Here is a 24,504-nt window from a genome sequence, read left to right on the forward strand (position 1 = left end):
TTTATACGCCCTCCTTTAAGGAAAGAAACGCACACAGGTTACCCCTCCTGTCCCCTGCCTCCCGGTGAGAATACAGAATCTTGCTGTTGCAATGAGTACAGACATTCGTCACCGCAATATGCTCTCTAATTATCCCAGCTTCCTCAAAGACGAGCTCATTGGCCTTCCATAGGTTCAGCTGGTATTTTCCATTTTCTTTCCTATAAAATAATTCTTCCCAGTGCCGCTCCTTAAAATTCGCCTGGAATTTACGAATCACATCTTCGCTCACCTCATAGCAGTCCTGGCAGATAGAGGGCCCCGCTGCAGCCAAGATATCCTTCGGCCTGGAGCCGTATTTTTGCTGCATCAGCTCCACAGTTACTTTTCCAATCTTCCCAACTGTCCCCCTCCAGCCGGAATGGCTTAAACCTATCACTTTTTTTACAGGGTCTACAAAATAAAGGGGCACACAGTCCGCGAAAAAGGCCACCAGGCACAGTCCCGGAACATTTGTCACAAGGCCGTCTACATCTGAGTAGCTTCTGGGGCGCATAATCCCCATGCCCCGTTCTTCCTCCGTAACTGCCAGCACATTTACCGTATGTGTCTGCTGGGTAAATACCATATCTTCGCAGCGCACCTGGATGGCCCGGCCAATCCGTCTGAAGTTCTCTCTCACGGCCTCCTCGCTGTCTCCCCTTGTAAAACTTAAATTCAGGGAAGAATAGCAGCCTTTGCTGACTCCTCCAATTCTGGTAGAAAACCCATGTCTGACAATCCCTGTATTCTGAAATAACGGATACTCCAGATAGGGAGTCTCCCCCTCAGCCTCATAGAATATCTTATTTTGATTCTTATAATGCAGTCCTATGCCCATATATTTCCCTTTCAGATATTTCCTCCAAAAATCATTTACAAAATGCGTCCCTAATATGCACGATGCCGCTTCCTTGGATCCCGATCACGTCAAATCTGCATGGAATATCCATCAGATTATGTTCCGCCAAATACCAGTCTGCACATTTATAAAGAATCTTCTGTTTCCTCGCGTCCACTGCCTCCAGGGGACTGCCTTTTCTTTGATCCCTCCGGTATTTTACTTCCGAAAACACCAGGTATTCTCCCTCCCTGGCGATGATATCTATCTCGCCCACAAGGCAGCGGTAATTATATTCCAGAATGACATAGCCAGACTGTTCCAGATAATACCCGGCAGCCTGCTCATAACTTGTTCCCGTCCTTCTGTTGTTTTGCCTTATTTCTTTCCTCATGCCAATAATATACAGACTGCGCTGCCATCCCCATCCATTCAGGCAGATATCATATCTGATGTCTATGACAGGGATGTCCCTGCCTCCTAATCCCTCACGACTGTAGCTTCCCTCTGTCCGGCATAAAATTCTTAATAAAAGAACGCCTGTGTATTGGGGTGGGCCCCATCCTGGACAAAGCCTCTATATGGGCCTGGGAACCATATCCCTTGTTCTCAGCGAACCCATAGCCGGGAAGGATTTTATCATACTCCTGCATCAGCCGGTCCCTAGTGACCTTTGCCACCACACTGGCCGCCGCAATAGAAACGCTCTTGGCGTCACCCTTGACAATCGGTACTTGTAAAACCCCGGCTCCGGGAATAGTCACTGCATCATTCAGCAGAATATCTGGCGCCTGGCTCAGTTTCCCTATGGCCTTGCGCATAGCCTCGTATGTGGCGTTAAGTATATTGACTTCATCAATACGGGATGGCCCCACCATCCCCACGCCTACGGCGACAGCCTTTTCCATGATCTCGCCGTACAACTCTTCCCGCCTTTTGCCTGAGAGTTTTTTGGAGTCATTTAAATACAGGATCCTGCAGTCTTTTGGCAATATAACTGCGCCTGCTACCACCGGGCCGGCTAAGGGTCCTCTCCCAACCTCATCAATTCCACATATATGCATATATTCTGCATACTTATCCTCATACCGCCTCATCCCTTCCAGGCGTATAAGTTCTGCCCGTATCTTCTCCTGCTGCTTTTGATATTTCAAAATCAGGTTTTGGACACCTTTGCGGCTGTCCCCCCTATACTTTTCACATAAGCCTGCTATCTCTGGCTCCCCGGCCAGCATAAATTCCTGCCTTATTTCCTCTATTTTTGCACATACAGCCTTTTCTTTTGGTTCATAGACCCCAGCGTCCCTGCCATCATTTTTATTCATGCTTAATCACTCCGAACTTATCTAAAGGCCAGATGCGTATCCAGGCCCTTCCCAGCAAATCTTTTCTGTGAAGTACGCCTACGCTCACTTCCCGGCTGTCCGCACTGTGGTTCCTGTTATCACCCAGGACAAAATATTCATCCTCCCCCAGTGTGACAGGCTCCTCCGCAATTCCCGGATTCTGCATCTCCTCATTGCCATAGTGCTCATCTAATTCCTGCCCGTTAATCAATACTTTCCCATCTTTCACCTGGACGGTCTCCCCCGGCAGGCCGATGATTCTTTTTATATAGTATGTATTTTCCTCATACTGGTAAGGAAATACAATAATCTCATATCTCTTTGGCTCCCGGAAGCGGTAGGATATTTTATCTACAATCAGGTTATCCCCATCTGAGAGCGTAGTCTCCATGGAAGATCCGCTGACCCGGGTCCTCTGCCCCACAAATGTAATAATCAGATATGTCAGCCCCACTATAATTAATATATAAACAATCCAGCCAAACAGCTCCCGTATGATCCCCTTCTCCTGGTCCATAGTCTAATCCTCTTTCTATTCTCTCCCTCTATCTTATTCATAATCCCCGGGAAATTCAAGTGTAATTTTATCAATTCTGCCATTGCGGAAATCATCCAGCAGCAATCTGGCAGCCTTTTCTGTATCCAAAACACTCCCTCTGACCAGGCAGTGCCGGCTCTTGGCAATACTTTTGAGGCACTCAAAATCATCGTCTTCCTCATTGATCCCATATTTTTTCGCCAGTATCCCTGCATAATTGGCTTTCATGAAAGAAATCAATTCCCCCGCCAACTCCTCAACATTAAGTATTTCCTCTTTTATAGATCCAATGAGGGCAAGGCGGAGGCCCACGGTCTGATCTTCAAATTTTGGCCAAAGTATACCTGGCGTATCTAAAAGTTCCACATTCTTATTCAGGCGGATCCACTGCTTCCCTTTTGTCACCCCCGGCTTATTGCCCGTCTTTGTACAGGCCTTTCCAGCCAGGGCGTTGATAAATGTAGATTTGCCCACATTGGGGATGCCGACTACCATGGCCCTCACTGGCCGGTTCAATATCCCCCTTCTTTGATCCCGCTCTATCTTTTCCTTACAGGCTTCCTGAATGACCCCCTGGATAGATTTAATACCTCCGCCCTTTCTGGAATTCACCTTTATCACGGAATAACCCTTCTCCCGGAAATATTTCGTCCACTCGTCATTTAGCCGGTCCTGTGCCAGGTCCGATTTATTCAGAAGAATCACCCTTGCCTTGCTGCGGCCCAGCTCATCAATCTCAGGATTCCTGCTGCTGATTGGAATCCGGGCGTCCACCAGTTCGATCACAAGATCAATCAGTTTCATATTCTCCTGCATCATCCGTTTTGCTTTGGTCATATGACCCGGATACCACTGAAAATGCATGTCTGCCTCCTTTATTTCTTAACAAATCCAAAGTCAGGCCCAAAACTTGCCACAAACCAGACCTTCCCATAGATTTCGTCCCTCTTTACATTCCCTATGTCTGCCATACGGCTGTCGTCACTGCTGCCATAATTATCCCCCAGGACAAAATATTCATCGCCTGCCAGTGCCAAAGCCTCATCGGCAATTCCAGCCTCTTCTATTGTATCGGCATATACATAGTCTGTCATTTTTGTATCATTAATATAAATCTGCCCTTCCTTAATCTGTACAGTCTCACCCGGCAGTCCAATAATTCTTTTTATAGAATAGTGAGTATTTTCATTTCCATTGGGCTTAAATGCTATAATGTCCCCGCGCCTGGGCTTGCTGGCATTATATATAAGGCGGTTGACAAGTACCACATCCCCATTACTCAAAACAGGTTTCATGGAATCCCCCGCATTACTGACTCTCTGCCCAAAAAACCAGACCAGCACAAACGCAATGATACACACCGTAATGATCTGGACCATCCAGTTCACCACTTCCCTTGCATGCTGCCTCTGTTCATTTGTCTTTTCTCGTTTAAAGCGGATCCCTGGCCTCACAGACTCAAATCTGAGTTCCTGCTTTTTCTGGGCCCGCTTCTTCCTTCTTGCCTGCCTTCTGCGCTTTTTGCGAAAGTTTAAATCCTGCATAACCTTTCCTCGTCTATAATAGAAAAGGGACAATATACTTGTTGTACTTGTCCCTCTCATGGCTACTATTTTACTAATTCTTTTACCTTAGCGCTCTTACCAACACGGTTTCTCAGGTAATTCAGCTTCGCTCTCCTTACTTTACCTCTGCGGATAACCTCTATCTTCTCAACATTTGGTGAGTGCAGCGGCCAAGTCTTTTCAACACCAATTCCGTTAGAATTCTTTCTGACTGTGAAAGTCTCTCTTGTGCTGCCGCCCTGTTTCTTAAGGACTGTCCCTTCAAATACCTGGATTCTTTCACGGCTGCCCTCTTTAATTTTAGCGTATACCTTTACAGTATCACCGACACTAAACTGAGGGGCATTCTCTTTGAGCTGCTCTGCCTCGATTTTTCTTATAATATCGTTCATTGTGTGACCTCCTTCATATTCAGACGTTCTTAATACCTGTCTGCAGATACTGCCTGCAGATCCTTTGTATCAGAGGACCATCCATTCATTTCACAACTGTTGTATTCTATCATATTCGTGAACAGGTTTCAAGCCTTTTCCTTATTTTTTATTCATCCTCCGGCAAATCGCACTTCGCCAGTAAATCTGGCCGTCTCTCCTTAGTCCTGATAATGGACTGCTCTCTGCGCCATTTCTCAATATTGGCATGATGGCCGGACAGTAAAACTGGAGGCACCTGCCTTCCACGCCATACTTCTGGCCGGGAATATTGGGGATATTCCAGCAGATTATCCTGGAACGATTCAAATTCAGCAGATACATCGTTGTGCAGCACTCCAGGCACTAGCCTGGAAATCACATCTACCATCACCATAGCCGGCAGTTCTCCTCCTGTCAGCACATAGTCCCCGATAGACACGTAGTCTGTCACAATTTCCTCCAATACTCTCTCATCAATTCCCTCATAATGGCCGCAGAGCAATATCAGATCTTCCTCCTTGGCCAGCTCCCTGGCCATATTCTGGTCAAAGACCCGGCCCTGGGGGGACAGATAGACGACTCTTGGCTTTTTGGCCAGTTTCCCGGCCACAGCTTCATAGGCAAGAAATACCGGTTCAGCCTGCATCAGCATCCCCGCCCCGCCCCCATAAGGGTAATCATCCACACTCTGATGTTTATTAAAGGCATAATCCCGGATATTGACGGCCTCAATAGACAGCAGGCCGTTTTTCACTGCCCTCCCGGTTATACTTGTGCCCAGGCCGTCCAGCACCATGTCTGGGAATAATGTTAATATGTGAAAATTCATAGATTTTTATCCCCTTCACTCTCCGCCGTCTTACGTCCCTCTCCCCTGGCGGGGTCTACTAACCCATCCAGCAGATGTACCTTCATAGCCTGCCCCTGAATGTCCACATCTAAGATACACTGGCGGATGGCCGGAATCAGCACCTCGCCGTACACCGGGGAATCTACTACATAGACCTCATTTGCACCGGTCTCTATGACGTCTTTCAGCACGCCAAATTCCCCTGCCTCTGTAAAGACTGTCATTCCCAGCAAATCGGCAATATAATATTCATCCTCCTCGAGCCTGACTGCATCCTCCCTGCTCACCAGGAGGCTTTTCCCTTTATATTGTTCGACTTCATTGATATCATCCAGTCCCCTGAATTTTACAATGGCCATGTTTTTAAAGAATTTTACACCCTGTACCTCCAATAATACCCGCTCTTTTCCTGTATCTAGAATGACCTTCTTCAGATCCCTGAACCGCCCCGGATCATCCGTTGTGGGGAATACCTTGACTTCCCCGCGTAAACCGTGTGTGGAGGCAATCACCCCTACCTGCAAATACTGCTCCATACTCTTCTCCTGTATCTACTGCACATATTTCCCGAAAAGGAAAGGGGCAGGCTCTTCATGCCATACGTATCTGATATACCCGCACATGAAGGCTGTCCCCTCTTGTTTTGTTATTGTATAATATCAACAACCACTCTCTTATCTTCCTTGGCCGCAGCCGCCTTTACAACAGAACGGATGGCCTTTGCGATCCGGCCCTGCTTTCCAATCACCTTACCCATGTCGCCGTCTGCCACACGGACTTCAATGACTGTCACCCTGCCGTCCTGCCTCTCAGTCACAGCAACACCGTCAGGATTGTCCACTAATGCTTTCGCGATTACTTCAACTAATTCTTTCATGTAAGCCACCTCCGCGGAACAGCTTATTTTTCAATGCCTGCTGCTTTAAAGATTTTTCCGACTACCTCTGTAGGCTGAGCGCCGTTGTTTAACCATTTCTTGGCTGCCTCCTCATTCACCTTAATTCCGCTTGGCTCCAGGTTCGGATCGTATGTCCCGATTTCCTCGATAAACTTGCCGTCTCTCGGGGATCTCGCATCTGCAACTACGATTCTATAGAAAGGAGCCTTCTTCTGTCCCATTCTTTTTAATCTGATTTTTACTGCCATCTCTTTCACCTCATTTTTTTATTTTTTCTTTTTGTTCCCCTATGCAGGCAAAAATAATATTTAGCCGCCAGGGTTATCTATGTGCTAAAAGGGAAGCCTAAACTTGCCCTTCTTACCACCCATGCCGCCCATCATGCCCGGAAGCTTTTTCATCATCTTCCTGGCCTCATGGAATTGCTTTACCATGCGGTTTACTTCCGCAATATCCACCCCCGCCCCTCTCGCAATCCGGTGTTTCCTGGATGGATTGAGCACATCCGGGTTTTGGCGCTCCTCAAGGGTCATGGAATATATAATTGCCTCCATCCGCGCCATTCTCTTCTCATTCTCTTCAGAATCCAGTTCCGGCAGCTTGCCGCCGCCCATACCGCCGAGTCCTGGCATCATACTCATAATACTGGACAGGCCGCCCATCTTCTTCATCTGGGACATGCTCTCTAAATAATCCTCAAAATCAAACTGAGCTTTTTTCATTTTCTCAGTCATTTTGCGGGCCTTTTCCTCATCCAGTTCTGCCCCTGCCTTTTCTATCAGGGTCAGGACATCTCCCATCCCCAAAATCCGGGACGCCATCCTGTCGGGATAGAACTGTTCCAGGTCAGAAAGTTTCTCCCCCATACCGGCATATAAAATTGGCCTTCCCGTCACAGCCTTAATGGATAAGGCGGCGCCGCCTCTTGTATCGCCGTCCAGCTTTGTGACAATTACGCCGTCAATCCCTATCTTCTCATGGAAGCTCCCAGCCACGTTCACCGCATCCTGGCCAGTCATTGCATCCACAACTAAGATTGTCTGATGCACTGTAACGGCCTCTTTAATGTCCTGTAACTCTGCCATCATGTCTTCGTCTATATGGAGCCGGCCGGCAGTATCAAGAATTACGATATTATTTTTGTTCTTGCCAGCATACTCTAAAGCCGCCCTGGCAATATCTGCAGGCTTGTTTTTATTCCCCATGGAAAACACTTCCACGCCCTGCTTCTCACCGTTTATCTGAAGCTGCTTTATTGCGGCGGGCCTGTATACATCACATGCCACAAGCAGTGGTTTCTTTCCCTTTAGCTTATACTTCCCTGCCAATTTAGCTGTAGTGGTGGTTTTACCTGCCCCCTGGAGCCCCGCCATCATGATGACCGTAACTGCGCTTCCCGGCTGGAGCTGGATCTCTGTTGTCTCTGAACCCATAAGGCGGACCAGCTCTTCATTTACAATCTTAATCACCATCTGCCCTGGATTTAACCCATTCATAACATCCTGGCCTACTGCGCGCTCCTGGACATCTTTTATAAAGCTCTTAACGACCTTAAAGTTGACGTCCGCTTCCAGCAATGCCATCTTCACTTCTTTTAGGGCTGTCTTTACATCTTCCTCTGTGAGGCGCCCTTTGCTCCTGAGATTCTTAAATACATTCTGAAGCTTCTCAGTTAAACTGTCAAATGCCATCCTATAACTCCTCTATAATTGTATCCGAAATCCTCCGGATCCTCTGTGCCATAATAGCCGGCTCTGCCCCCCTGCTTACACAGGAATCAATTACCTGGTTAATCTCCTGAACCTTTTCCTTCACAGACAAAAATCTTTTCACAAGATGGAGTTTATCCTCATAATCTTCCAGCGCTTTCTGGCAGCGTTTTACTAAATCATGCACGCCTTGCCTGCTAATCCCTTCGCTCTCTGCTATCTCACTCAGAGAAAGATCCTCCAGCACAAACTGCTCATAAATCTCCTTCTGGTGTTCTGTCAGAAGTTCTCCATAAAAATCGTACAATAATGCCTGTTCTAATATCTCATTCACATGAATCACCTCTGCTATCATACTAAAAAGAAGCAGCGGTGTCAAGTATTTTTTCTTGACACATTTTTATTCACCTGACTTACTCCCTATATTTCTAGACAGAGGCCAAACAAAGGACTTTCCGAGATAGGAAAAATTGAGGGTGGCTAAAGAAAGCACCCCATGCCGGCCAAGGCATCGAGTGCTTCTAAAGCTTTATAAGCCGCCTTACTATTACATTCCCAGCAGCCTCCCCACATGCACCATCCCCCAGCCCTGCTGCATACTGCCTGCCCCCATACAGGACTCCCTGAGCCTTAACTTAACCTCTACATTTGTCATATCCGGGTACTTGGACAATAGACATGCAATAGCCCCCGATACAACAGGGGTAGCCATAGATGTGCCGCTTTTCATAATATAGGGTTTTTGCCAGCGGTTTATATAATCTCCATTACAACTACTTATATCAGTGCCTGGCGCAATCAAATCTGGCTTCACAACACATGCTTTAGTAGGACCCCTGCCCGAATAGTTCCATTTCCTGGCGCCCTTTCCCCCTCCTAGCAGATTGTAACCCTGCGCCGCACCCACAGTTATCACTTTCCTGCTTGTTCCGGGGACAGATACGGTTCCCCTGCCAGGCCCATAATTCCCGGCCGAAACTACGACTGTCAGGCCTTCATCCCAAAGAGCCTCCACAGCCTCTGTCAGGCGGCTGGCCTGGGCAGGATCTACAGTCGGTTGGGCCCCTACAGATATATTTACTATTTTAAGGCCTGCCTTCCTGTGGATGGCTAAGAGCCAGTCTATCCCTTCCAGGACATGGTCAATAGAGCCGTTGCCAGTATGGTCAAGCACTTTCCCCACTAAAAGCTTTGCTCCCGGGGCCATCCCCGCATACTTGCCTGACGACATCTTTCCACTTCCGGCCAGAATGCCGGACACATGGGTTCCATGCCTCCCATCATCATATATCTTATTTCTTTTGTTCACGAAATCTTTAAATCCTATAATTCTTCTGTCAAAATCAGGATGCAGTGCAATCCCTGTATCAAGAACAGCCACGCACACATCCTGGCCCAGATAATGATTCGCTATAATATCCCGGCACCAATAGCCAGTGGCCTGTTTTACCCGATTCATAGAAATCCCTTTTTTAATAAGGTATTCAGAAACGTTGTCCGGCTCTACAGATTCGCGTCTTTCGGCTGGGTTGGTACTTCCGAAAAATTTTTATAGAAATTCTTTCACACATTTCTCTCCAGGCACATATTATGAACTGTAATCAAACATAATTTGGAGGATTTAACATGAGTGATTTAAGTGCTACAAACTGCGGATGCGGATGCGAAAATGGCGGAGGTTACAACAACGGCGGTATGTCATCTTGTCTTTGGATCATCCTGCTTCTGTGCTGCTGCGGCGGATGCGGCAACGGATTTAGCGGTGGCAGCGGATTCGGCAATGACAGTTGTCTCTGGATCATCCTGCTTCTGTGCTGCTGCGGCGGATGCGGCGGCGGATTTAGCGGCGGCAGCTGTGGATGCTAATATCTAGTACACTTTGATAAAATAAGTTAAAAAATATCCCCGGCGCAGCAAGCTGTGCCGGGGATATTTTTATGCCTGTGAATACTCTGCCCGCTTCTATCTCAGAGTGTATTTGACAGTTCATGCACCATATAATTGCCAAATACACTCTGGGGCCGGATGTCATGAAGCCAACAGCGCCATGCCTAAATCTGCATTTTAAAGATGGGCGATTTCACATTCTCTTCTATGAATATCTACGGTTGATACCCCCCGTCCTCTTTATTTTCATTATGCGTTCTATCTTCCCTGCTTTCATCCCTCTCATCCATGCGGTTTTTTAACATACATTCTTCATCGATTTCATATACTGCATTGCCTTCAATGATTAATTTTCTTTTCATTTTTACAGATACTTCCTTTCCTTTTCTTGATTATAATATGTAAATACCTTTACTTTAGTCTTTCCTTTATCTCATATTTTTATACTTTCTGACATATATATTTACAACGCTACAATTAGGAGTGCTTATGGAAAACAAACCGCCCAGGCCGATGACTCCCTTTGACGAACTGACTACATCCCCGCAGCTTCAAATGTTAAAGCTTTTCCTTCCTTACACTCCTGCTTCCAACCAGCAATTTCTGGGCGTTTTCATCAAATTTCTGGAGCTTCAGGAGACACTCTCCTTTTTCCATAACAAAAGAGAAAGCCTGCAGCAGCAGGCTTTTCACGGAGAAAACTCCTCCCCTCTTAAAATTCTGGAGGAGTTAAAACCTTATATGCCCAGACAGGAGGCCGAAATGATGGACACATTTCTTAATATGATGAATATAATGGAAATGGTACAGATGTTCCAGGCAGAAATGCCGAAACAGGATAATGACAATGAACCCTCCAGCTCAGGAGGCGGCTTCAACCCTATGGAAATGATGATGGGGATGCTGACACCAGAACAGCAGGGTATGTTCGAGATGTACAACAGCATGTTTGCAGGAGAAACAGGCACTGCTAAAGACAGCGGCCCTAAAAAAGAAGCGGAAACAGCAGAGCAGGAATATACCCCTGAAGATTTATCAGCAGAAACGCCCGCTGGAAAGAAAGGAGATGATATAAATGAACGAGTGGATGAACAATCCGGCAATGAAGAACATTGATCCAGCCAAACTGGAATTAATTCAGATGGCAGCATCACAGACAGCCGGGAAAACCGGCAGAGATCTGGCCCCGGTCCTGTTTGCACTTATTACAAACGCAAACAAAAAAGGAATCAGTTTCTCCGGGGATGAAATCTCCCTTATTTTTGAAATCTTAAAAGAAGGAAAAACAAAAGAAGAGCAGGCACAGATCGATAAAACAATCAATATGGCCAGCTCACTCTTGAAGAAGAAGGCTTAAAACCCTTCTTCTTTTCTTTTTATCCGCATATCTCTCCGCTTTTTAGCGGCCTCCCATTCGGCTTTCTCCTCCTCGGACTCCAGGATCAGGCGGGGTACCTTTTTGGGTTTGTCATTTTCATCCAATGCAACCATAGTAAAATAAGCCCTATTAATGGGGAAGCGCATCCCCTCTATATTTTCCACATAAGTGTCTACCCTGATTTCCATGGATGTATGCCCAACATATGTCACTTTGCCAATAATAACAATGACATCCTTCTGATAGGCCCCCTGTATAAAACGGAGATTATCTACTGATGCAGTAATAATATTGCTCCTGCTGTGGCGCTTTGCCACAAGTCCTGCCACATCATCCAGCCATTGCATCAGAATTCCGCCGAACAGCCGTCCGGCTGCATTGAGATGATTGGGCCTTACCATATGCACAGTCTCCACCCGTGAATCTGCGACTTTTCTCTCCTCAACCATCAAACCACCTCCAATCCACATTGTACCGCTATATTCTTGTATAACTCTAAATCCCGGCTTTCTTCACAGAACAGAGGGTACTCCAGGTTATAATTCCCCCATACCAGGGCCTTTGGGGAGGTAAAATAAAAGGTAGAAAATAACAAGGCCCGTGCAGTAATCCCAGCTAAAAAACCAAGGTTCCCTCCATCCAAAGGATAATATACCTTATTTTCTGCCGCCCTTTCAAACAAAGGCAAAAGCCTTTTCCCTTCCTGGCCCGCCTCTGCCTCAAATCTTATCTTCTCTTCTGCAGATAATACGTGGTAATAAAAATCTACATAAGAGGCCTCTCCGCTGACGGCAAGACACTTTTCCAGAAACCTCTCCATAGCATGTTCTTTCCCCTTTAACAAACAGGCTTCATGCTTCTGAAAACCGTCCCGGACATTCTCAATCAAGAGTACGCCCTTTTGCCTCAATTCATCCCCGCTCATTGCCTGATACATTTTCTTCCTCCCCGCCAAAACAACTCCGGCTTACACCAAATGCTGGCCGGTACAGCTTCTTTTTATTATAATCGCAGTTATACAGGGAAGTCAACCGTGCCCCTTTCATGTAATACTGTTGATTTCTCCCTTCCTATCCTGTAAGATTGACTCAGCAGAGAATACAAACAAAAATTGCCGCCAGAGTGCCCTTTATGCTTTTACTCTTACCGGCATCTGTACAAAAGGAGGAAAAACATGCGCAATATAAAGCTTATTTTAGAATATGACGGTTCCCGCTATCAAGGTTGGCAGCGTCTTGGCAAAGGAGAGTCGACTAACACCATATCCAACCGTATTCTGGATGTGATTCGCAAAATGACTGGGGAAGATGTAGAGCTATACTGCGGTTCCAGGACAGAAGTGGGTGTCCACGCATACGGCCAGCCTGTCAATTTCAAAACCACATCGGATATGAAACCTTATGAAATCCGCCAATATATGAACCGCTACCTGCCCATGGACATTGCTGTCCTGGAGGCAGCCGAGATGCCCGAACGCTTTCACGCCAGTTTGAATGCTAAATCCAGGACCTACCTTTACCGGATCGCTGTGGGAACAGTACCCAGTGTATTTGAGCGCAAATATACATATTATGCATTCAAAACCCCTGATATCCCTTTGATGCAGCAGGCCGCATTATCTCTTGCGGGCAGACACGATTTTCACAATTTTTCAACTGCCAAAAAAAACAAATCTGCTGAAAAAGAAATTTATGACATAGAGATTTATGGGGACTCACAGGAAATACAGATTACTATCTGCGCCCAGGATTTTCTGCATAACATGGCGCGGATGGCCATAGGGACGCTGCTGGACGTTGGACTCGGAAAAAGAAAAAAAGAATGTATTGAGGCCATCTTTGCCGGAGAGGAGGCTTCCAGCGCCCCCTGTGACCCAAAAGGCCTTTTTCTGCAGGAAGTCTGCTATTAAGCCAGCAGGCCTGGCAGAAGCGCCTGGCACCAGAATGCCCTTCTCCTGGAAACACACGAAATTGCTTTTCCAAGGGAAGGGCATTAGATTATACAAATATGCTCATGGCATGGAAGGCGATAAAGCTCATAAGCCAAGCCACAGCAAGCTGGAAACATACAATGCCCGCTGTCAGCTTTTTGCTTCCCACTTCCCTGTTAATCGTGGCAATTGTAGCTGTACAGGGAACATAAAGCAGGCAGAATACCATCAGTGCACAGGCGTTGGCTGCCCCGAATCCCATCTCGCCCAACACACCCGTAAAGCTTGCCATGCCTCCCGCCGTTGTAATATTCTGTATCCCAAACAGGACACTGCAGCTGGAGACTACAACCTCCTTTGCCGCAATCCCTGAGATCAGCGCCACAATAATCTGCCAATAGCCAAGTCCCACAGGGGTAAAGACAGGAACAGCAGCCCTCCCTATCAGAGACCCAAAGCTCTTTGATATATCAGTCACATATCCTTCAGTCCCAAAATTCAGGATTACCCACATAATAATGGATGCCAGAAAAATAACCGTACCTGCTTTCGTCAGGTAATCTTTAATTTTCTCCCATACATATATGGCGATTGTCCTTGCGTTGGGCGCCTTATATTCAGGAAGTTCTATGAGGAGGGCATGCTCTGCCCGGCTTCCGTCAAGCTTGGAAAGTATAAATGCGGTTGTTATTGCCACCACAATTCCCAGCACATACATCAAATAGCAGGCAAGCATGGCATAACGCCCGAAAAACATAGACGAAAACAGTACATAGATAGGCAGTCTGGCGCTGCAGGACATAAAAGGAGTGACCAGTATAGTTTTCAGCCTGTCCTTCCTGTGCTCCAATGCCCTTGAGGCCATAATGGCAGGGACAGAACAGCCGAACCCCAGGAGCATAGGAAGAAAAGCCCTTCCCGATAATCCCAAATGCCCCATAATATCATCCATGACAAATGCCACACGCGCCATATATCCGCTGTCCTCCAAAAAGGCCAGAGACAAAAACAAAATAAATATATTGGGGAGAAACGTAAGAATTCCGCCTACCCCTGATATAATACCGTCGACAATCAGTGACTTAAGCATAAGGTTTATATTCCATGATGAGAGAAGTGAATCAGCCCCGCCTGAAAGCATCTCCAAAGCCGTCTCAAAATACCCCTTCATCCAATCACCAACTGTAAAAGTCAGGAAGAACACCATTGCCATAATTGCGAGAAAAATCGGCAGGCCCAGCCATTTTCCTGTGAGATATCTGTCTATTTTATCTGTGCGTTCTTCCTTCTGGCTTTTATTGACTAATGTCTCCTGGATGATCTCTTCAATAAAATCATATTTCTGGTTGATAATATCCTTTTCGTAGCTTCTGTCCAGCACACCCGGGGTTCCCAGGGGATATTTATCCATAATCTCCTGATCCTGTTCCAGCATTTTAATGGCATGCCATCTCTTGTTGGCCAACTCTGGATATTTACTGGCAATGGCCTCTATAACCTGGTCAATTTTATCCTCTATTTCATCCTGGTAGACCATGGCGTATTCGGTGTGGTGGTTATGCTCGTGCATGGTTTCCTGGGAATGGTGATGGATGATAGGCCCCTGCCTTACATGGTCCTTGTGGTGGCTGACTGCATGCATTAAGATTTCCAGTCCCGTCTTTTTTCTGGCAGATACAGGGACGACGGGGATTCCCAGCATCTCAGGCAGCCTGTGCAGGTCAATCTCCATGCCCCGCTCCTCCACAATGTCCATCATATTCAAAGCTAGTACGACCGGCTTTCCCAGCTCAATCAGCTGCAGCGTCAGATATAGATTCCTCTCCAGGCAGGATGCATCCACCACATCAACAATCACATCTGCCTCACCGCCCATTATACACTCCCTGGACACCTTCTCTTCCATTGTATAGGAGGTCAGGCTATAAATTCCTGGCAAATCAATAAGCCTGAACTCTTTCCCTTTATAAAAGGTTTTGCCCTCTTTTTTCTCTACTGTGACTCCCGGCCAGTTCGCCACTTTCAGGTTTGCACCAGTGTAGGCATTAAACAATGTTGTCTTCCCACAATTGGGATTGCCGATAAACCCCACTGTGATTACATCCCCGCTCATAAACCTGCTTCCTCCACAATAATATGGTCTGCAATCCTGCGCCCCATTGCAAATCTGGTGCCCCTGAATTTAACCGTTACGGCCCCCTTTTTATTATTATTCAGCACTGTAATCCTGGAACCTTCCGTAAGGCCAAGGGCCTCCAGCCTGCGCTCAAGGTTCAGCTCTATATCAATCTCCCTCACCTGATATATATGTTCATTTTTCCCTTCTTTTAATCTCATGATTTTCTCCTGTGTGCGGCTTCGTTATTGATAATTATTATCTATTAGCAATTATAAATCTTTTTTCAAGAGAAGTCAAATACATTGACAATTTAAGACACAGGCTTTACATTAGAATAATAAAATGCAGGGACTGCCAAATACCATTTATTGGCTCCTGCTTAGAAAAGAGGGACGTGACTTATGGATACATACTACTTTTTACTTTGCTTTTTTATATATGGTTTCCTCGGCTGGTGCACAGAGGTGGGGTTCGCCGCTTTTAAAGAACACCGTTTTGTAAACAGAGGGTTCCTGAACGGCCCCATCTGCCCAATTTATGGCGTTGGCGTTACAGCCGTCATTGCTTTCCTGACTCCACTGGAAGGGAATATACTTCTTCTCTATCTTTCATCTGTTTTTCTCGTTACTTTTCTGGAAGGCGCCACTGGCTGGGCCATGGATAAGATTTTTCATAATAAGTGGTGGGATTACTCAGACCAACCCTTTAATATAGGTGGTTATGTATGCCTGATCTTTTCGCTTATCTGGGGTGTCTGCTGTGTAGCTATTATGAAATTCATCCATCCCCTGATACACAAAGGAATCGCGCTGCTGCCCCACACCCTCGGCATACTTCTTATCGCCATTTTAGGGATCGCCTTGTTAGCTGACCTCTATGTAACTGCATCCGCGATTTTCAAATTCAACAGACGTCTGGCAACTATGGAAAAAATCGCCGGTGAACTGCATGAAATCTCTGACCAAATCGGCAGCGATATATATGAAAAGGTAATCTTGGCAATGGAAAAACAAGAGACATCCAGGCAGAAGCTGGACCAGGCTGCCAGCGGGTTCCTGGATAAGACTCAGGAGGTATCAGAAGAGATACATATCAAGATTGCCGACTTAAAGGCCCGCTACCAAGAACTTGGCAGCAAGCCTTCTAAAGTCACCCTGCGTCTTGTAAAAGCTTTCCCCAAAATGGAATCCAGAAAATATAAATTACAGTTGGAAGAGTTTCGGAAGAAATTAGAAGAAAAGATAAAAAGATAATTCTTCTATATATCAGGCCGTCAGCATATACCTTCTGCCTATTGCCGCGGCAGTCTGCCATATAACTTCGTAATCTTCCATATCTCTTTTATCAAAGCATCGTCAATCTGTCCCTTTTTCAGCCTCCATGTCCAATTATTCCCCAATGTAGAAGGGGTATTGATTCTTCCACGGCTGTCTAAGCATAGATAGTCCTGTACAGGAATCACGCAAAGGGCGGCCACGCTGCCCATAGCCATGGCGGCAAAATCCCAGGAAAGCTCATCCACATCCAATGTATGCCTGTGCAGGTACTCCTTGGCAAACTCCCTGCACTCCCTGCTTACACTGTGGTACCATCCCCGTGTCGTATCATTGTCATGGGTGCCTGTATACACCACACAATTATTTGTATAAGTATGGGGCAAATAATTAGCAGACTCCCTGGAGTCAAAGGCAAACTGTATGACTTTCATCCCCGGAAATCCTGATTCTTCCAAGAGCTGCAGGACAGAATCTGTCAGGAATCCCAAATCCTCCGCAATAATATCCAAATGTCCCAGCTTTTCCTCTATTGTATGGAAAAAATCAATCCCCGGCCCCGGCATCCACTTCCCATGTTCTGCGGTGGGATGGCCGTAAGGAATGGCATAATACTCATCAAATCCCCGGAAATGGTCTATCCTGACTGTATCATACAGCCGGAAGCAATGCGCAATCCTGCGCATCCACCATGCATATCCCGTCTTTTTATGATACTCCCAATTATAGAGAGGGTTTCCCCATAGCTGCCCAGTGGCTGAGAAACCATCGGGCGGGCATCCTGCCACAGCAATGGGCACATTATTTTCGTCAAACTGAAACAACTCCGGTGACGCCCACGTATCTGCACTGTCAAAGGCTACATAAATTGGGATATCTCCTATGACCTTAACCCCCCTCTCATTGGCATATGCGCGAAGCCTGCCCCACTGGCGGCTAAACTCATATTGCTGGAAACGAAAAAAGTTTATCTCATCCTGAAGCTCCTCCCGGACGGCCATAAGAGCCTCCTCATCCCTGTCCCTGAGGGGCGGCTCCCATTCTTTCCAGCTTGCCCCCCCGTGCTTATTTTTCAGGGCCATAAACAGGCAGTACTCCTCCAGCCATTCCATATTCTCCCTGAGAAACCTTTCATATTCCCCATCTCCCTGTCCATTGAATCGCTCATATGCCAGATGCAGGACTTGAAATCTTGACAAATACAGTTTCTCATAATCAATACAGTCCTCTCTGCAGCCAAAATCAAAAGATTCACACTCCTCCTGGGTCAGAAGTCCCTCCTGAACCAGCGTTTCCAGGTCGATAAAATATGGGTTTCCCGCAAATGTAGAAAAAGACTGATAAGGAGAATCCCCATATCCCGTAGGCCCCAAAGGCAGTATCTGCCATCTTCCCTGCCCGGCAGCCCTTAGCTGATCCACAAATACATAGGCCTCCTTCGAAAAACAGCCGATCCCATATGCAGAAGGCAGCGCAAAAACCGGCAGCAAAATTCCACTTTCTCTCATGCGTTTCTCCTCTCTGAGGACGTAGCCTTTTGTTAAAAGGCTACGTCCCTAATTAACTTTAGTGGTGTACCTTTTTTAACTTCCAGATCTCTTTATTATACTCCTCTATTGTCCGGTCTGAGGAGAAGTATCCCGCCTTAGCTATATTTACCAGCATTTTCTGTGCCCAGGCTTTTTTATCCTCATATGCTGTCAGAGCTTCTTCTTTCTTTTCTACATATTTTTTGAAATCTAAAAGTGTCATGAACCAATCTTTATTCAGTAGTTCTTTTTTTAGTCTTTCCAGATTTTCTTTTCTGCCAATGGAGAGCATTTCCGGACTTGTAATAAAGTCTACTGCTGCCCTGGTCATTTTATCTTTCTCATAGAATTCTTTGGAGATGTAGTCGGCTTTCTTGTAATGGCTGATTACTTCATCGCTGGAAGCGCCGAAAATAAAGATATTGTCATCTCCCACCAATTCATGGATTTCTACATTTGCCCCGTCCTCTGTCCCAAGAGTTACTGCTCCATTCAGCATAAATTTCATATTTCCGGTACCGCTTGCCTCTTTGGATGCCAGTGAAATCTGCTCTGAAATATCACAGGCGGGTATCAGCTTCTCCGCTTTCGTAATATTATAATTTTCTACCATGACAACCTGCAGATAAGGATTGACTTCTGGATCCTGGTTCACTATGTCCTGCAGACACAATATTAAGTGTATGATATCCTTTGCAATTGTATATGCCGGAGCTGCCTTTGCCCCGAAAATCACTGTAATGGGGGTTGCCGGCAGCTTTCCTGACTTAATCTCCAAATACTTGTGGATCACATATAGTGCATTCATCTGCTGGCGCTTATACTCATGGAGCCTCTTTATCTGTATATCAAAAATAGAATCTGGGTTCAGCGCAGCTCCCTGGATTTCACTGAGATAATGGCAAAGAGACTTTTTATTCTCTTTTTTGATTTCAACCAGCCGACTTAAGACGCCTTCATCCCCCTGTAAATCCAAAAGCTTTTCCAGATGCCCCGCATCCGTACGGTACCCCTTTCCAATGACAGCATCCAGCATCCCGCATAACAAAGGATTACAGTGCAACAGCCATCTGCGGAAAGTAATGCCATTGGTTTTATTATTAAATTTTTCAGGATATATACGGTAAAAATGATTCAGCTCATTCTCTTTCAGAATCTCTGTATGCAGGGAGGCCACGCCGTTGACGCTAAACCCATAATGTATGTCAATATTGGCCATATGCACTGTATCATCCCTGCCAATAATGGCAACCCTCTCCTCCTCGTACTTTCTTCTGACTTTATCATCCAGAATCTCAATAATTGGCACTAACTGGGGCACTACTTTCTTCAAATAAGCAAGAGGCCACTTTTCCAAAGCCTCTGCCAGAATAGTATGGTTTGTGTATGCACAGGTACGGGAAACTATATCTATGGCAGTATCCAGTTCCATGCCCCTCTCCGCCAAGAGCCGTATCAATTCTGGAATCACCATGGTTGGATGGGTATCATTTATCTGAATTACAGCATACTCCGGCAAATCGTACAGGCTGCATCCCCTGCCCACACATTCATCTAAAATCAGCCTTGCCCCGTTGCTGACCATAAAATATTGCTGGTAAATGCGCAGCAGCCGCCCACTTTCATCACTGTCGTCTGGATATAAAAACAGCGTCAGATTATGGGCGATATCCTCTTTGTCAAACTGTATTCCATGGTCCACAATCCCCTCGTCCACAGTTTCAATGTCAAACAGGTGCAGTTTATTTGTAATACTATTATAGCCTGTCACTGCAATATCGTACATTCTGGAACGCACCGTCAATCCTCCAAAGGTTACAGAATACGTCACATCCGTCTTTTCCAGCCATCCCTGATCCTCAATCCACGGGTTGGGTATCTCTGTCTGCAGCCTGTTTTTAAATTTCTGTTTAAAAAGGCCAAGATGATAATTCAGGCCAATCCCATCGCCGGCAAACCCAAGAGTGGAGATGGAATCCAAAAAGCAGGCAGCCAGCCTCCCAAGGCCCCCATTTCCAAGCGATGGTTCCGGTTCTATCTCTTCTACTGCACTGATACTTTTTCCATTTTCCCGCAGAATATCTTTCACTTCATCATACAGGCCCAAATTGATTAAATTATTTGAAAGTAATTTCCCAACCAAAAATTCAGCGGATATATAATACAGCTTCTTCTTACTGCCTGGATTTTCTTTTTCTTTTGAAAGCTCCTGTATAATGGATAATAGTGCATAATAAATATCTAGGTCGGAAGCCTCCGAAATTGCTCTCCCCAGTTTCTTAGCCAATCTTTCTCTCATATTCATATACTTTCTCCCTTCTCCTGGACTTCCGCCAGAGTTACAATAAATAGGATTATTTTTCTAGAGCCACCATTATATATTTTAATATTTATCATGTATTTTAATATGATTTTATTTGGATTTCTTGCAAAATACTCTCTATTTATAGTACAATACTATCATATTAAATCTTCTATCCATCCCCATTCTGGGCCCATTTATTGGCCGCCCGGCAAATATTGGGATGATCCTGTTCTCCAAGAAAGGGCCTTGCATGAACATTACTGAATATCAAAATTACCATGAGACAAAAACCCATACTTCAGCAGAGTTTCCATATAACACTTACCTCTGTTCCATCCCCCTTGATTTCAAACATGTGCCCCTCCACTGGCATGAGGAAGTAGAGTTAATAGTCATCAAAAAAGGCAGCGGATCCGTGTCTGTTAATTTTCGCCAGGAGACAGTAACAGCAGGGGATATTATCTTAATCCTCCCCGGACAGCTTCATGCAATCCAGCAGAAACCAGGCTTTGCCATGGAATATGAGAATATTATTTTCAAACAGGAAATTCTCGTCACAGACAGCCGTGATTTATGTACCCAGCAATTTCTCCTCCCATTTTTTCACTCTGATTCATCTTATGCTACATTTATCTCTCAATTATATCCTGGTTACACTGGCCTGTCCTCCTGTATCATTCAGATAGATAATCTTTGCAGAACAAAGCCACGAGGATACCAGCTAGCTGTAAAAGGATGGCTTTTCCAATTTTTCTATCTGCTCATCTCCTCACAAAACAGCAGGGATTATGTTCCTTTAGTCAGAACAAAATCCCTGGAAAAGTTAAAAACTGTATTAAAATATGTGGAAGACCATTATGGAGAACCTATTTCTATAGATGATGTGGCCTCCCTGACATATTACAGCAAATCTCATTTTATGAAATTTTTCAAAACACATATGCAGACAGGATTTACACAATATCTAAATGACTACCGCCTATCCATGGCCGCGCGCCTGCTTACTGCAACAGAGTCTCCTGTATTAGAAATAGCCGCCCTTACCGGCTTTGATAATCTTTCATATTTTAACAGGGTTTTTAAGCGCAAGTATAGAGTTACCCCTACACAGTACCGTAAAGCCTCCGCCCCTTAAGCAAGGAGCAGCCAGCTTGCCAGGCCGTCCCCTCCCAAAAAGGAAATACACAGTCCCAGACATAAGAAAGGGCCAAGGGCAAACCTCCTACTCATTCCTTCCCTTTGGCAGAATAGAAGGTAAGCGGCATAAATTCCTGCAGAAAGTACAGCCAATATAAATGCCGATAACATGCAGCGCCATCCCAGGCCTAAGCCTGCCGCAGCAGAAAGCTTAATGTCCCCTCCGCCAAAAGCTCCTGGCCTGCACACAGCCAGCAGAACCATTCCTGCGCTGACTGCAAGTCCCCCAAAAACGCGCTCATTCACAGAGAGGCCCCATCCCCCTGCAGCCACCATCCCGAATATCAGGATAGCTACGCAATATGTATCCGGTATCCTGTGGTGCCTAAAGTCATAATATGCTATTGCAATCAAAAGAGCCAGGAATAGAACACTCCCGGCCTCCTGAATAAATCCCGAAATATAAATTTCCAAACCCAAATAACTATCTGCCAACACCCACATGCAACCCACTGCGCGCCTTATCTGCAACCACCCTGAACCATCCTGCCGGCTCCCTATACCTGCACAGGCCAGTCCTCTTTGCTAAAAGCCTGCATACAGACTGTTTCTGCAGCGCCAGCTTTTCTCTATGACAGCCTCCGTTCACCTGTATAATACATTTCAATGGGGTCAATAGGATCAATAGGGTTCTCAACTTCCATCTTCGCATTCCTGCCATGGCGTTTTATGAGTTCGCCGCCTTTGTTATAAAACCAGAAGGAATATACCAACACCTTATTCACCTTTCCGATTCTATCCTTGGTAGTCTTCTCATACAGCCTGCCCCCGGTCTCAAATTTAGTCTTTTTGTGAATCATGGATATCAGTTCAGTTTCACAGGACACAGGCTCTGGCAGAATCGTATAAGCCCGTCCTACACATCCCGCCCTATGGGCATCACTGCCGCCCACGGTAACTTTCCCATACTTCTCGGCCAGCTTCTTTGCCCCCGCATTTGAAGCCGCTGACTCGCAGCAATTATACGCTTCCACAAAATCAAACCGCTTCATCACCTCAGGGGAAGTATAAAACCGTTTCGTATTTGTAATACTGAGGTACTTCTCCCCGCACGGATGGGCAGGCCCTAATACCCCTCCATTGCGGTGGACAAGATCTATCAGGACAGAAACTGGCATTCCCCGCATCTCAAGGAGGCGCATCTTTACGCCTTCCGGCATAATCACCAAAATGTGCCCTGCGTCCCTTGTATCATACTCAATCCCTTTGAGAACCACAAAATCTGTATGGACTTTCCCCTTCATGTGGTACTTCCAATGGCGGTATCCCTTGTAAGTATTGTGGTCCGTAATTACCATTCCCTGGAATCCCTTACTTTTCAGAATTGTAATATACTCATCCAGGCTTACTTTACTGTCAATAGAACCTTCCTTTACATGGCAATGCATATCAATCTTCATAAGTAAGCCCTCCTTCTATTTATTTTATTTATATTATACAACTTTGTCCAAACACTGGCAATAAAATACACAGCTTTTTCACTTTCCATTTTATTACCCTGATATACCTAAACTCAAAAAACGCATTATAAAAAAGCCATACAGCAAATAATCGAAAATGTAAAAATACTCTAAATTTGAAAAAGGCATGCTCTCTATAATTATATTAATATATAGAAAGACATGCCCTAAAATAAACATTCCATTAAACTTTCAATTTATCTTATTTTTCATTGTCTAAATCTAAAATCTGTATGTCGTCATCTTCCTCCAGATCTACGGAATCTCCCTGCTCTTCGTCATCCGGCTCATCCTCCACGGCATCTATATCCACCTCATCTAGTTTCTCCATCATGGCCCTGGCTTTATCTACCTCGTTAGCCGTAGAATTCTGTTTGCGGATCTCATCCGCTTTTTTGAGATGAAGTTTTTTCCGTTTTCTGGATTCCAGCAACAGCTGGATAATAATACCAAGAACAGCCACAGCCGCGGGTATGATAATATGTAATACCGGAAACTGCAGTGGCAGCAAAATATAGGCTGCCGATCCTGCAAGAATCCCCCCTGCTGCCCCTGTCAGCAGAATCACCATAAGCTGAGGCAGAAACGCCGCTGCTGCCCCGATAACCACTGCAATCCCCACACATATAAGTACAGTCATTTGTGCCGTTGGCCTCAGAAAAGCCATGCTCATCGCTGCTGCTAAAATTCCAGTTGTTAAAAATGCACCAAACCGATAAAACCGGGCCCCTAATACTGCCAGTATAATTCCCGCTGCCGCCCCAACCATCAAAGGGATACTGCCTGTAAGGCCAAAATAACCTCCTCCATAAATGCCTCCTGCTGCCCCTAATATCAGTCCAGCCACAGCACCCCAAAAACGTATAAGCTTCAGTCCCAGAAGGCATAACAGCAATCCAACCGCCACTGCCGCCGCCAGGCCTGCCAGTTCACTCTGGCCCAGGGCGCCGCCAGTTCCGGACAGTACGGATATACCTTTTTCTATCTGAACCAGTACTTTTTCAAAACTCAAGATTGTGTCCATATTTCTCTCCTTATCCCTTGTTATTTATACTTTATTTCTGCAGATTCCCCTCCTGCATTTCTTTTATTTTAGCAACTTTTATAAAAATATACAACATAAAGATGGATGCTAATCTACCTCTGATTAACACCCATCTTTATTCTGATATTTCTATCATTCTTTTACCTCTCTCATTATAAAATCTTTAGTTTTAAATTATTGTTGCTGGTGGTCCGTACCTCCT

General features: G+C 45.6%; 30 protein-coding genes. 6 read left to right on the forward strand and 24 right to left on the reverse strand.

Translation table 11 applies throughout. The annotated features are described in order from the left end of the window. Nucleotide 1: 1 nt before the first annotated feature. From pgeF to EFA47_RS11300, 14 genes are all read right to left on the reverse strand, one after another. Nucleotides 2-859, reverse strand: coding sequence for a peptidoglycan editing factor PgeF (pgeF, locus tag EFA47_RS11235; protein WP_122643357.1), 858 nt, complete (start codon nt 857-859; stop codon nt 2-4). Nucleotides 860-890: 31 nt separating this feature from the next. Beyond that, nucleotides 891-1,253, reverse strand: a complete 363-nt coding sequence (locus tag EFA47_RS11240) for a YraN family protein (protein WP_122643358.1) — start codon at nt 1,251-1,253, stop codon at nt 891-893. A gap of 94 nt (nt 1,254-1,347) precedes the next feature. Then, nucleotides 1,348-2,184 carry a ribonuclease HII gene (locus EFA47_RS11245; RefSeq protein WP_122643359.1) on the reverse strand — a complete coding sequence of 279 codons (837 nt, stop codon included), beginning with the start codon at nt 2,182-2,184 and terminating at the stop codon, nt 1,348-1,350. Then, on the reverse strand, nt 2,177-2,722 hold the full coding sequence (gene lepB, locus EFA47_RS11250; protein ID WP_122643360.1) for a signal peptidase I: 546 nt from the start codon (nt 2,720-2,722) through the stop codon (nt 2,177-2,179). The genes EFA47_RS11245 and lepB (EFA47_RS11250) overlap by 8 nt, the downstream gene beginning before the upstream one ends. 33 nt (nt 2,723-2,755) lie before the next feature. Beyond that, complete coding sequence (gene ylqF, locus EFA47_RS11255; RefSeq protein ID WP_122643361.1) at nt 2,756-3,607, reverse strand: ribosome biogenesis GTPase YlqF; 852 nt, start codon at nt 3,605-3,607, stop codon at nt 2,756-2,758. 11 nt (nt 3,608-3,618) lie between these two features. Further along, the gene (lepB, locus tag EFA47_RS11260) at nt 3,619-4,287 is read right to left on the reverse strand and encodes a signal peptidase I (RefSeq protein WP_122643362.1); all 669 of its coding nucleotides are present in this window, start codon (nt 4,285-4,287) and stop codon (nt 3,619-3,621) included. 65 nt (nt 4,288-4,352) lie between these two features. Then, nucleotides 4,353-4,700 carry a 50S ribosomal protein L19 gene (rplS, locus tag EFA47_RS11265; protein WP_122643363.1) on the reverse strand — a complete coding sequence of 116 codons (348 nt, stop codon included), beginning with the start codon at nt 4,698-4,700 and terminating at the stop codon, nt 4,353-4,355. A gap of 148 nt (nt 4,701-4,848) precedes the next feature. Beyond that, nucleotides 4,849-5,550: a tRNA (guanosine(37)-N1)-methyltransferase TrmD gene (gene trmD / locus EFA47_RS11270; RefSeq protein ID WP_122643364.1), complete on the reverse strand. Its 702-nt coding sequence runs from the start codon at nt 5,548-5,550 to the stop codon at nt 4,849-4,851. Then, nucleotides 5,547-6,107, reverse strand: coding sequence for a ribosome maturation factor RimM (rimM, locus tag EFA47_RS11275; RefSeq protein WP_122643365.1), 561 nt, complete (start codon nt 6,105-6,107; stop codon nt 5,547-5,549). Before rimM ends, trmD begins: the two co-directional genes overlap by 4 nt. A gap of 110 nt (nt 6,108-6,217) precedes the next feature. Further along, nucleotides 6,218-6,448 (reverse strand): KH domain-containing protein, encoded by a 231-nt coding sequence (locus EFA47_RS11280; protein WP_122643366.1) that lies wholly within the window; start codon nt 6,446-6,448, stop codon nt 6,218-6,220. A gap of 23 nt (nt 6,449-6,471) precedes the next feature. Beyond that, on the reverse strand, nt 6,472-6,717 hold the full coding sequence (rpsP, locus tag EFA47_RS11285; RefSeq protein WP_122643367.1) for a 30S ribosomal protein S16: 246 nt from the start codon (nt 6,715-6,717) through the stop codon (nt 6,472-6,474). 84 nt (nt 6,718-6,801) lie between these two features. Beyond that, on the reverse strand, nt 6,802-8,160 hold the full coding sequence (gene ffh / locus EFA47_RS11290; protein ID WP_122643368.1) for a signal recognition particle protein: 1,359 nt from the start codon (nt 8,158-8,160) through the stop codon (nt 6,802-6,804). 1 nt (nt 8,161) lies between these two features. After that, nucleotides 8,162-8,512 (reverse strand): YlxM family DNA-binding protein, encoded by a 351-nt coding sequence (ylxM, locus tag EFA47_RS11295; RefSeq protein WP_122644514.1) that lies wholly within the window; start codon nt 8,510-8,512, stop codon nt 8,162-8,164. Between the two features lie 213 nt (nt 8,513-8,725). Further along, nucleotides 8,726-9,637, reverse strand: coding sequence for a S8 family peptidase (locus tag EFA47_RS11300; RefSeq protein ID WP_122643369.1), 912 nt, complete (start codon nt 9,635-9,637; stop codon nt 8,726-8,728). A 167-nt stretch (nt 9,638-9,804) separates the two neighbouring features. Here EFA47_RS11300 and EFA47_RS11305 point away from each other — a divergent pair, with 167 nt between their 5' ends. Beyond that, a complete protein-coding gene (locus EFA47_RS11305; RefSeq protein WP_122643370.1) occupies nt 9,805-10,044 on the forward strand; it encodes a chorion class high-cysteine HCB protein 13 in 240 nt (79 codons plus the stop codon). A gap of 236 nt (nt 10,045-10,280) precedes the next feature. Here the strand turns inward: EFA47_RS11305 and EFA47_RS19890 are convergent, their stop codons facing one another. Further along, nucleotides 10,281-10,427 (reverse strand): hypothetical protein, encoded by a 147-nt coding sequence (locus tag EFA47_RS19890; RefSeq protein ID WP_164689983.1) that lies wholly within the window; start codon nt 10,425-10,427, stop codon nt 10,281-10,283. A gap of 127 nt (nt 10,428-10,554) precedes the next feature. Here EFA47_RS19890 and EFA47_RS11310 point away from each other — a divergent pair, with 127 nt between their 5' ends. Further along, on the forward strand, nt 10,555-11,181 hold the full coding sequence (locus EFA47_RS11310; protein WP_206215527.1) for a hypothetical protein: 627 nt from the start codon (nt 10,555-10,557) through the stop codon (nt 11,179-11,181). Further along, on the forward strand, nt 11,141-11,422 hold the full coding sequence (locus EFA47_RS11315) for a hypothetical protein (protein WP_122643371.1): 282 nt from the start codon (nt 11,141-11,143) through the stop codon (nt 11,420-11,422). The genes EFA47_RS11310 and EFA47_RS11315 overlap by 41 nt, the downstream gene beginning before the upstream one ends. On the opposite strand, the gene EFA47_RS11320 is transcribed toward EFA47_RS11315, so the two are convergent. Next, nucleotides 11,419-11,892 carry an acyl-CoA thioesterase gene (locus EFA47_RS11320; RefSeq protein WP_122643372.1) on the reverse strand — a complete coding sequence of 158 codons (474 nt, stop codon included), beginning with the start codon at nt 11,890-11,892 and terminating at the stop codon, nt 11,419-11,421. The genes EFA47_RS11315 and EFA47_RS11320 overlap by 4 nt on opposite strands. Beyond that, the gene (locus EFA47_RS11325) at nt 11,892-12,380 is read right to left on the reverse strand and encodes a hypothetical protein (RefSeq protein WP_122643373.1); all 489 of its coding nucleotides are present in this window, start codon (nt 12,378-12,380) and stop codon (nt 11,892-11,894) included. The genes EFA47_RS11320 and EFA47_RS11325 overlap by 1 nt, the downstream gene beginning before the upstream one ends. 237 nt (nt 12,381-12,617) lie before the next feature. On the opposite strand from EFA47_RS11325, the gene truA reads away from it, so the two are divergent. Then, the gene (gene truA / locus EFA47_RS11330) at nt 12,618-13,352 is read left to right on the forward strand and encodes a tRNA pseudouridine(38-40) synthase TruA (protein WP_122643374.1); all 735 of its coding nucleotides are present in this window, start codon (nt 12,618-12,620) and stop codon (nt 13,350-13,352) included. 88 nt (nt 13,353-13,440) lie between these two features. On the opposite strand, the gene feoB is transcribed toward truA, so the two are convergent. Together feoB and EFA47_RS11340 are read right to left on the reverse strand one after the other, a co-directional pair. Beyond that, nucleotides 13,441-15,486, reverse strand: coding sequence for a ferrous iron transport protein B (gene feoB, locus EFA47_RS11335; RefSeq protein WP_122643375.1), 2,046 nt, complete (start codon nt 15,484-15,486; stop codon nt 13,441-13,443). Beyond that, complete coding sequence (locus EFA47_RS11340; protein WP_122643376.1) at nt 15,483-15,710, reverse strand: FeoA family protein; 228 nt, start codon at nt 15,708-15,710, stop codon at nt 15,483-15,485. The genes feoB and EFA47_RS11340 overlap by 4 nt, the downstream gene beginning before the upstream one ends. Nucleotides 15,711-15,893: 183 nt before the next feature. Here EFA47_RS11340 and EFA47_RS11345 point away from each other — a divergent pair, with 183 nt between their 5' ends. Then, nucleotides 15,894-16,745 carry a putative ABC transporter permease gene (locus EFA47_RS11345; RefSeq protein WP_122643377.1) on the forward strand — a complete coding sequence of 284 codons (852 nt, stop codon included), beginning with the start codon at nt 15,894-15,896 and terminating at the stop codon, nt 16,743-16,745. A 38-nt stretch (nt 16,746-16,783) separates the two neighbouring features. Here EFA47_RS11345 and malQ read toward each other — a convergent pair whose 3' ends face one another. After that, a complete protein-coding gene (gene malQ / locus EFA47_RS11350; protein WP_122643378.1) occupies nt 16,784-18,274 on the reverse strand; it encodes a 4-alpha-glucanotransferase in 1,491 nt (496 codons plus the stop codon). Nucleotides 18,275-18,332: 58 nt separating this feature from the next. Continuing rightward, on the reverse strand, nt 18,333-20,600 hold the full coding sequence (locus EFA47_RS11355) for a glycogen/starch/alpha-glucan phosphorylase (protein ID WP_122643379.1): 2,268 nt from the start codon (nt 20,598-20,600) through the stop codon (nt 18,333-18,335). Nucleotides 20,601-20,850: 250 nt separating this feature from the next. Here EFA47_RS11355 and EFA47_RS11360 point away from each other — a divergent pair, with 250 nt between their 5' ends. Further along, nucleotides 20,851-21,735 (forward strand): AraC family transcriptional regulator, encoded by an 885-nt coding sequence (locus EFA47_RS11360; RefSeq protein WP_122643380.1) that lies wholly within the window; start codon nt 20,851-20,853, stop codon nt 21,733-21,735. Here the strand turns inward: EFA47_RS11360 and EFA47_RS11365 are convergent. The 3 genes from EFA47_RS11365 to EFA47_RS11375 all read right to left on the reverse strand — a co-directional run bounded on the left by EFA47_RS11365 (nt 21,732) and on the right by EFA47_RS11375 (nt 24,281). Beyond that, nucleotides 21,732-22,268 (reverse strand): prepilin peptidase, encoded by a 537-nt coding sequence (locus EFA47_RS11365; protein ID WP_164689984.1) that lies wholly within the window; start codon nt 22,266-22,268, stop codon nt 21,732-21,734. The genes EFA47_RS11360 and EFA47_RS11365 overlap by 4 nt on opposite strands. A gap of 98 nt (nt 22,269-22,366) precedes the next feature. Then, the gene (locus tag EFA47_RS11370; protein ID WP_122643382.1) at nt 22,367-23,197 is read right to left on the reverse strand and encodes a PHP-associated domain-containing protein; all 831 of its coding nucleotides are present in this window, start codon (nt 23,195-23,197) and stop codon (nt 22,367-22,369) included. A 262-nt stretch (nt 23,198-23,459) separates the two neighbouring features. Then, nucleotides 23,460-24,281 carry a hypothetical protein gene (locus EFA47_RS11375; RefSeq protein ID WP_122643383.1) on the reverse strand — a complete coding sequence of 274 codons (822 nt, stop codon included), beginning with the start codon at nt 24,279-24,281 and terminating at the stop codon, nt 23,460-23,462. Nucleotides 24,282-24,504 lie beyond the last annotated feature (223 nt).

Source organism: Luxibacter massiliensis (assembly GCF_900604355.1).
GTDB lineage: Bacteria > Bacillota > Clostridia > Lachnospirales > Lachnospiraceae > Luxibacter > Luxibacter massiliensis.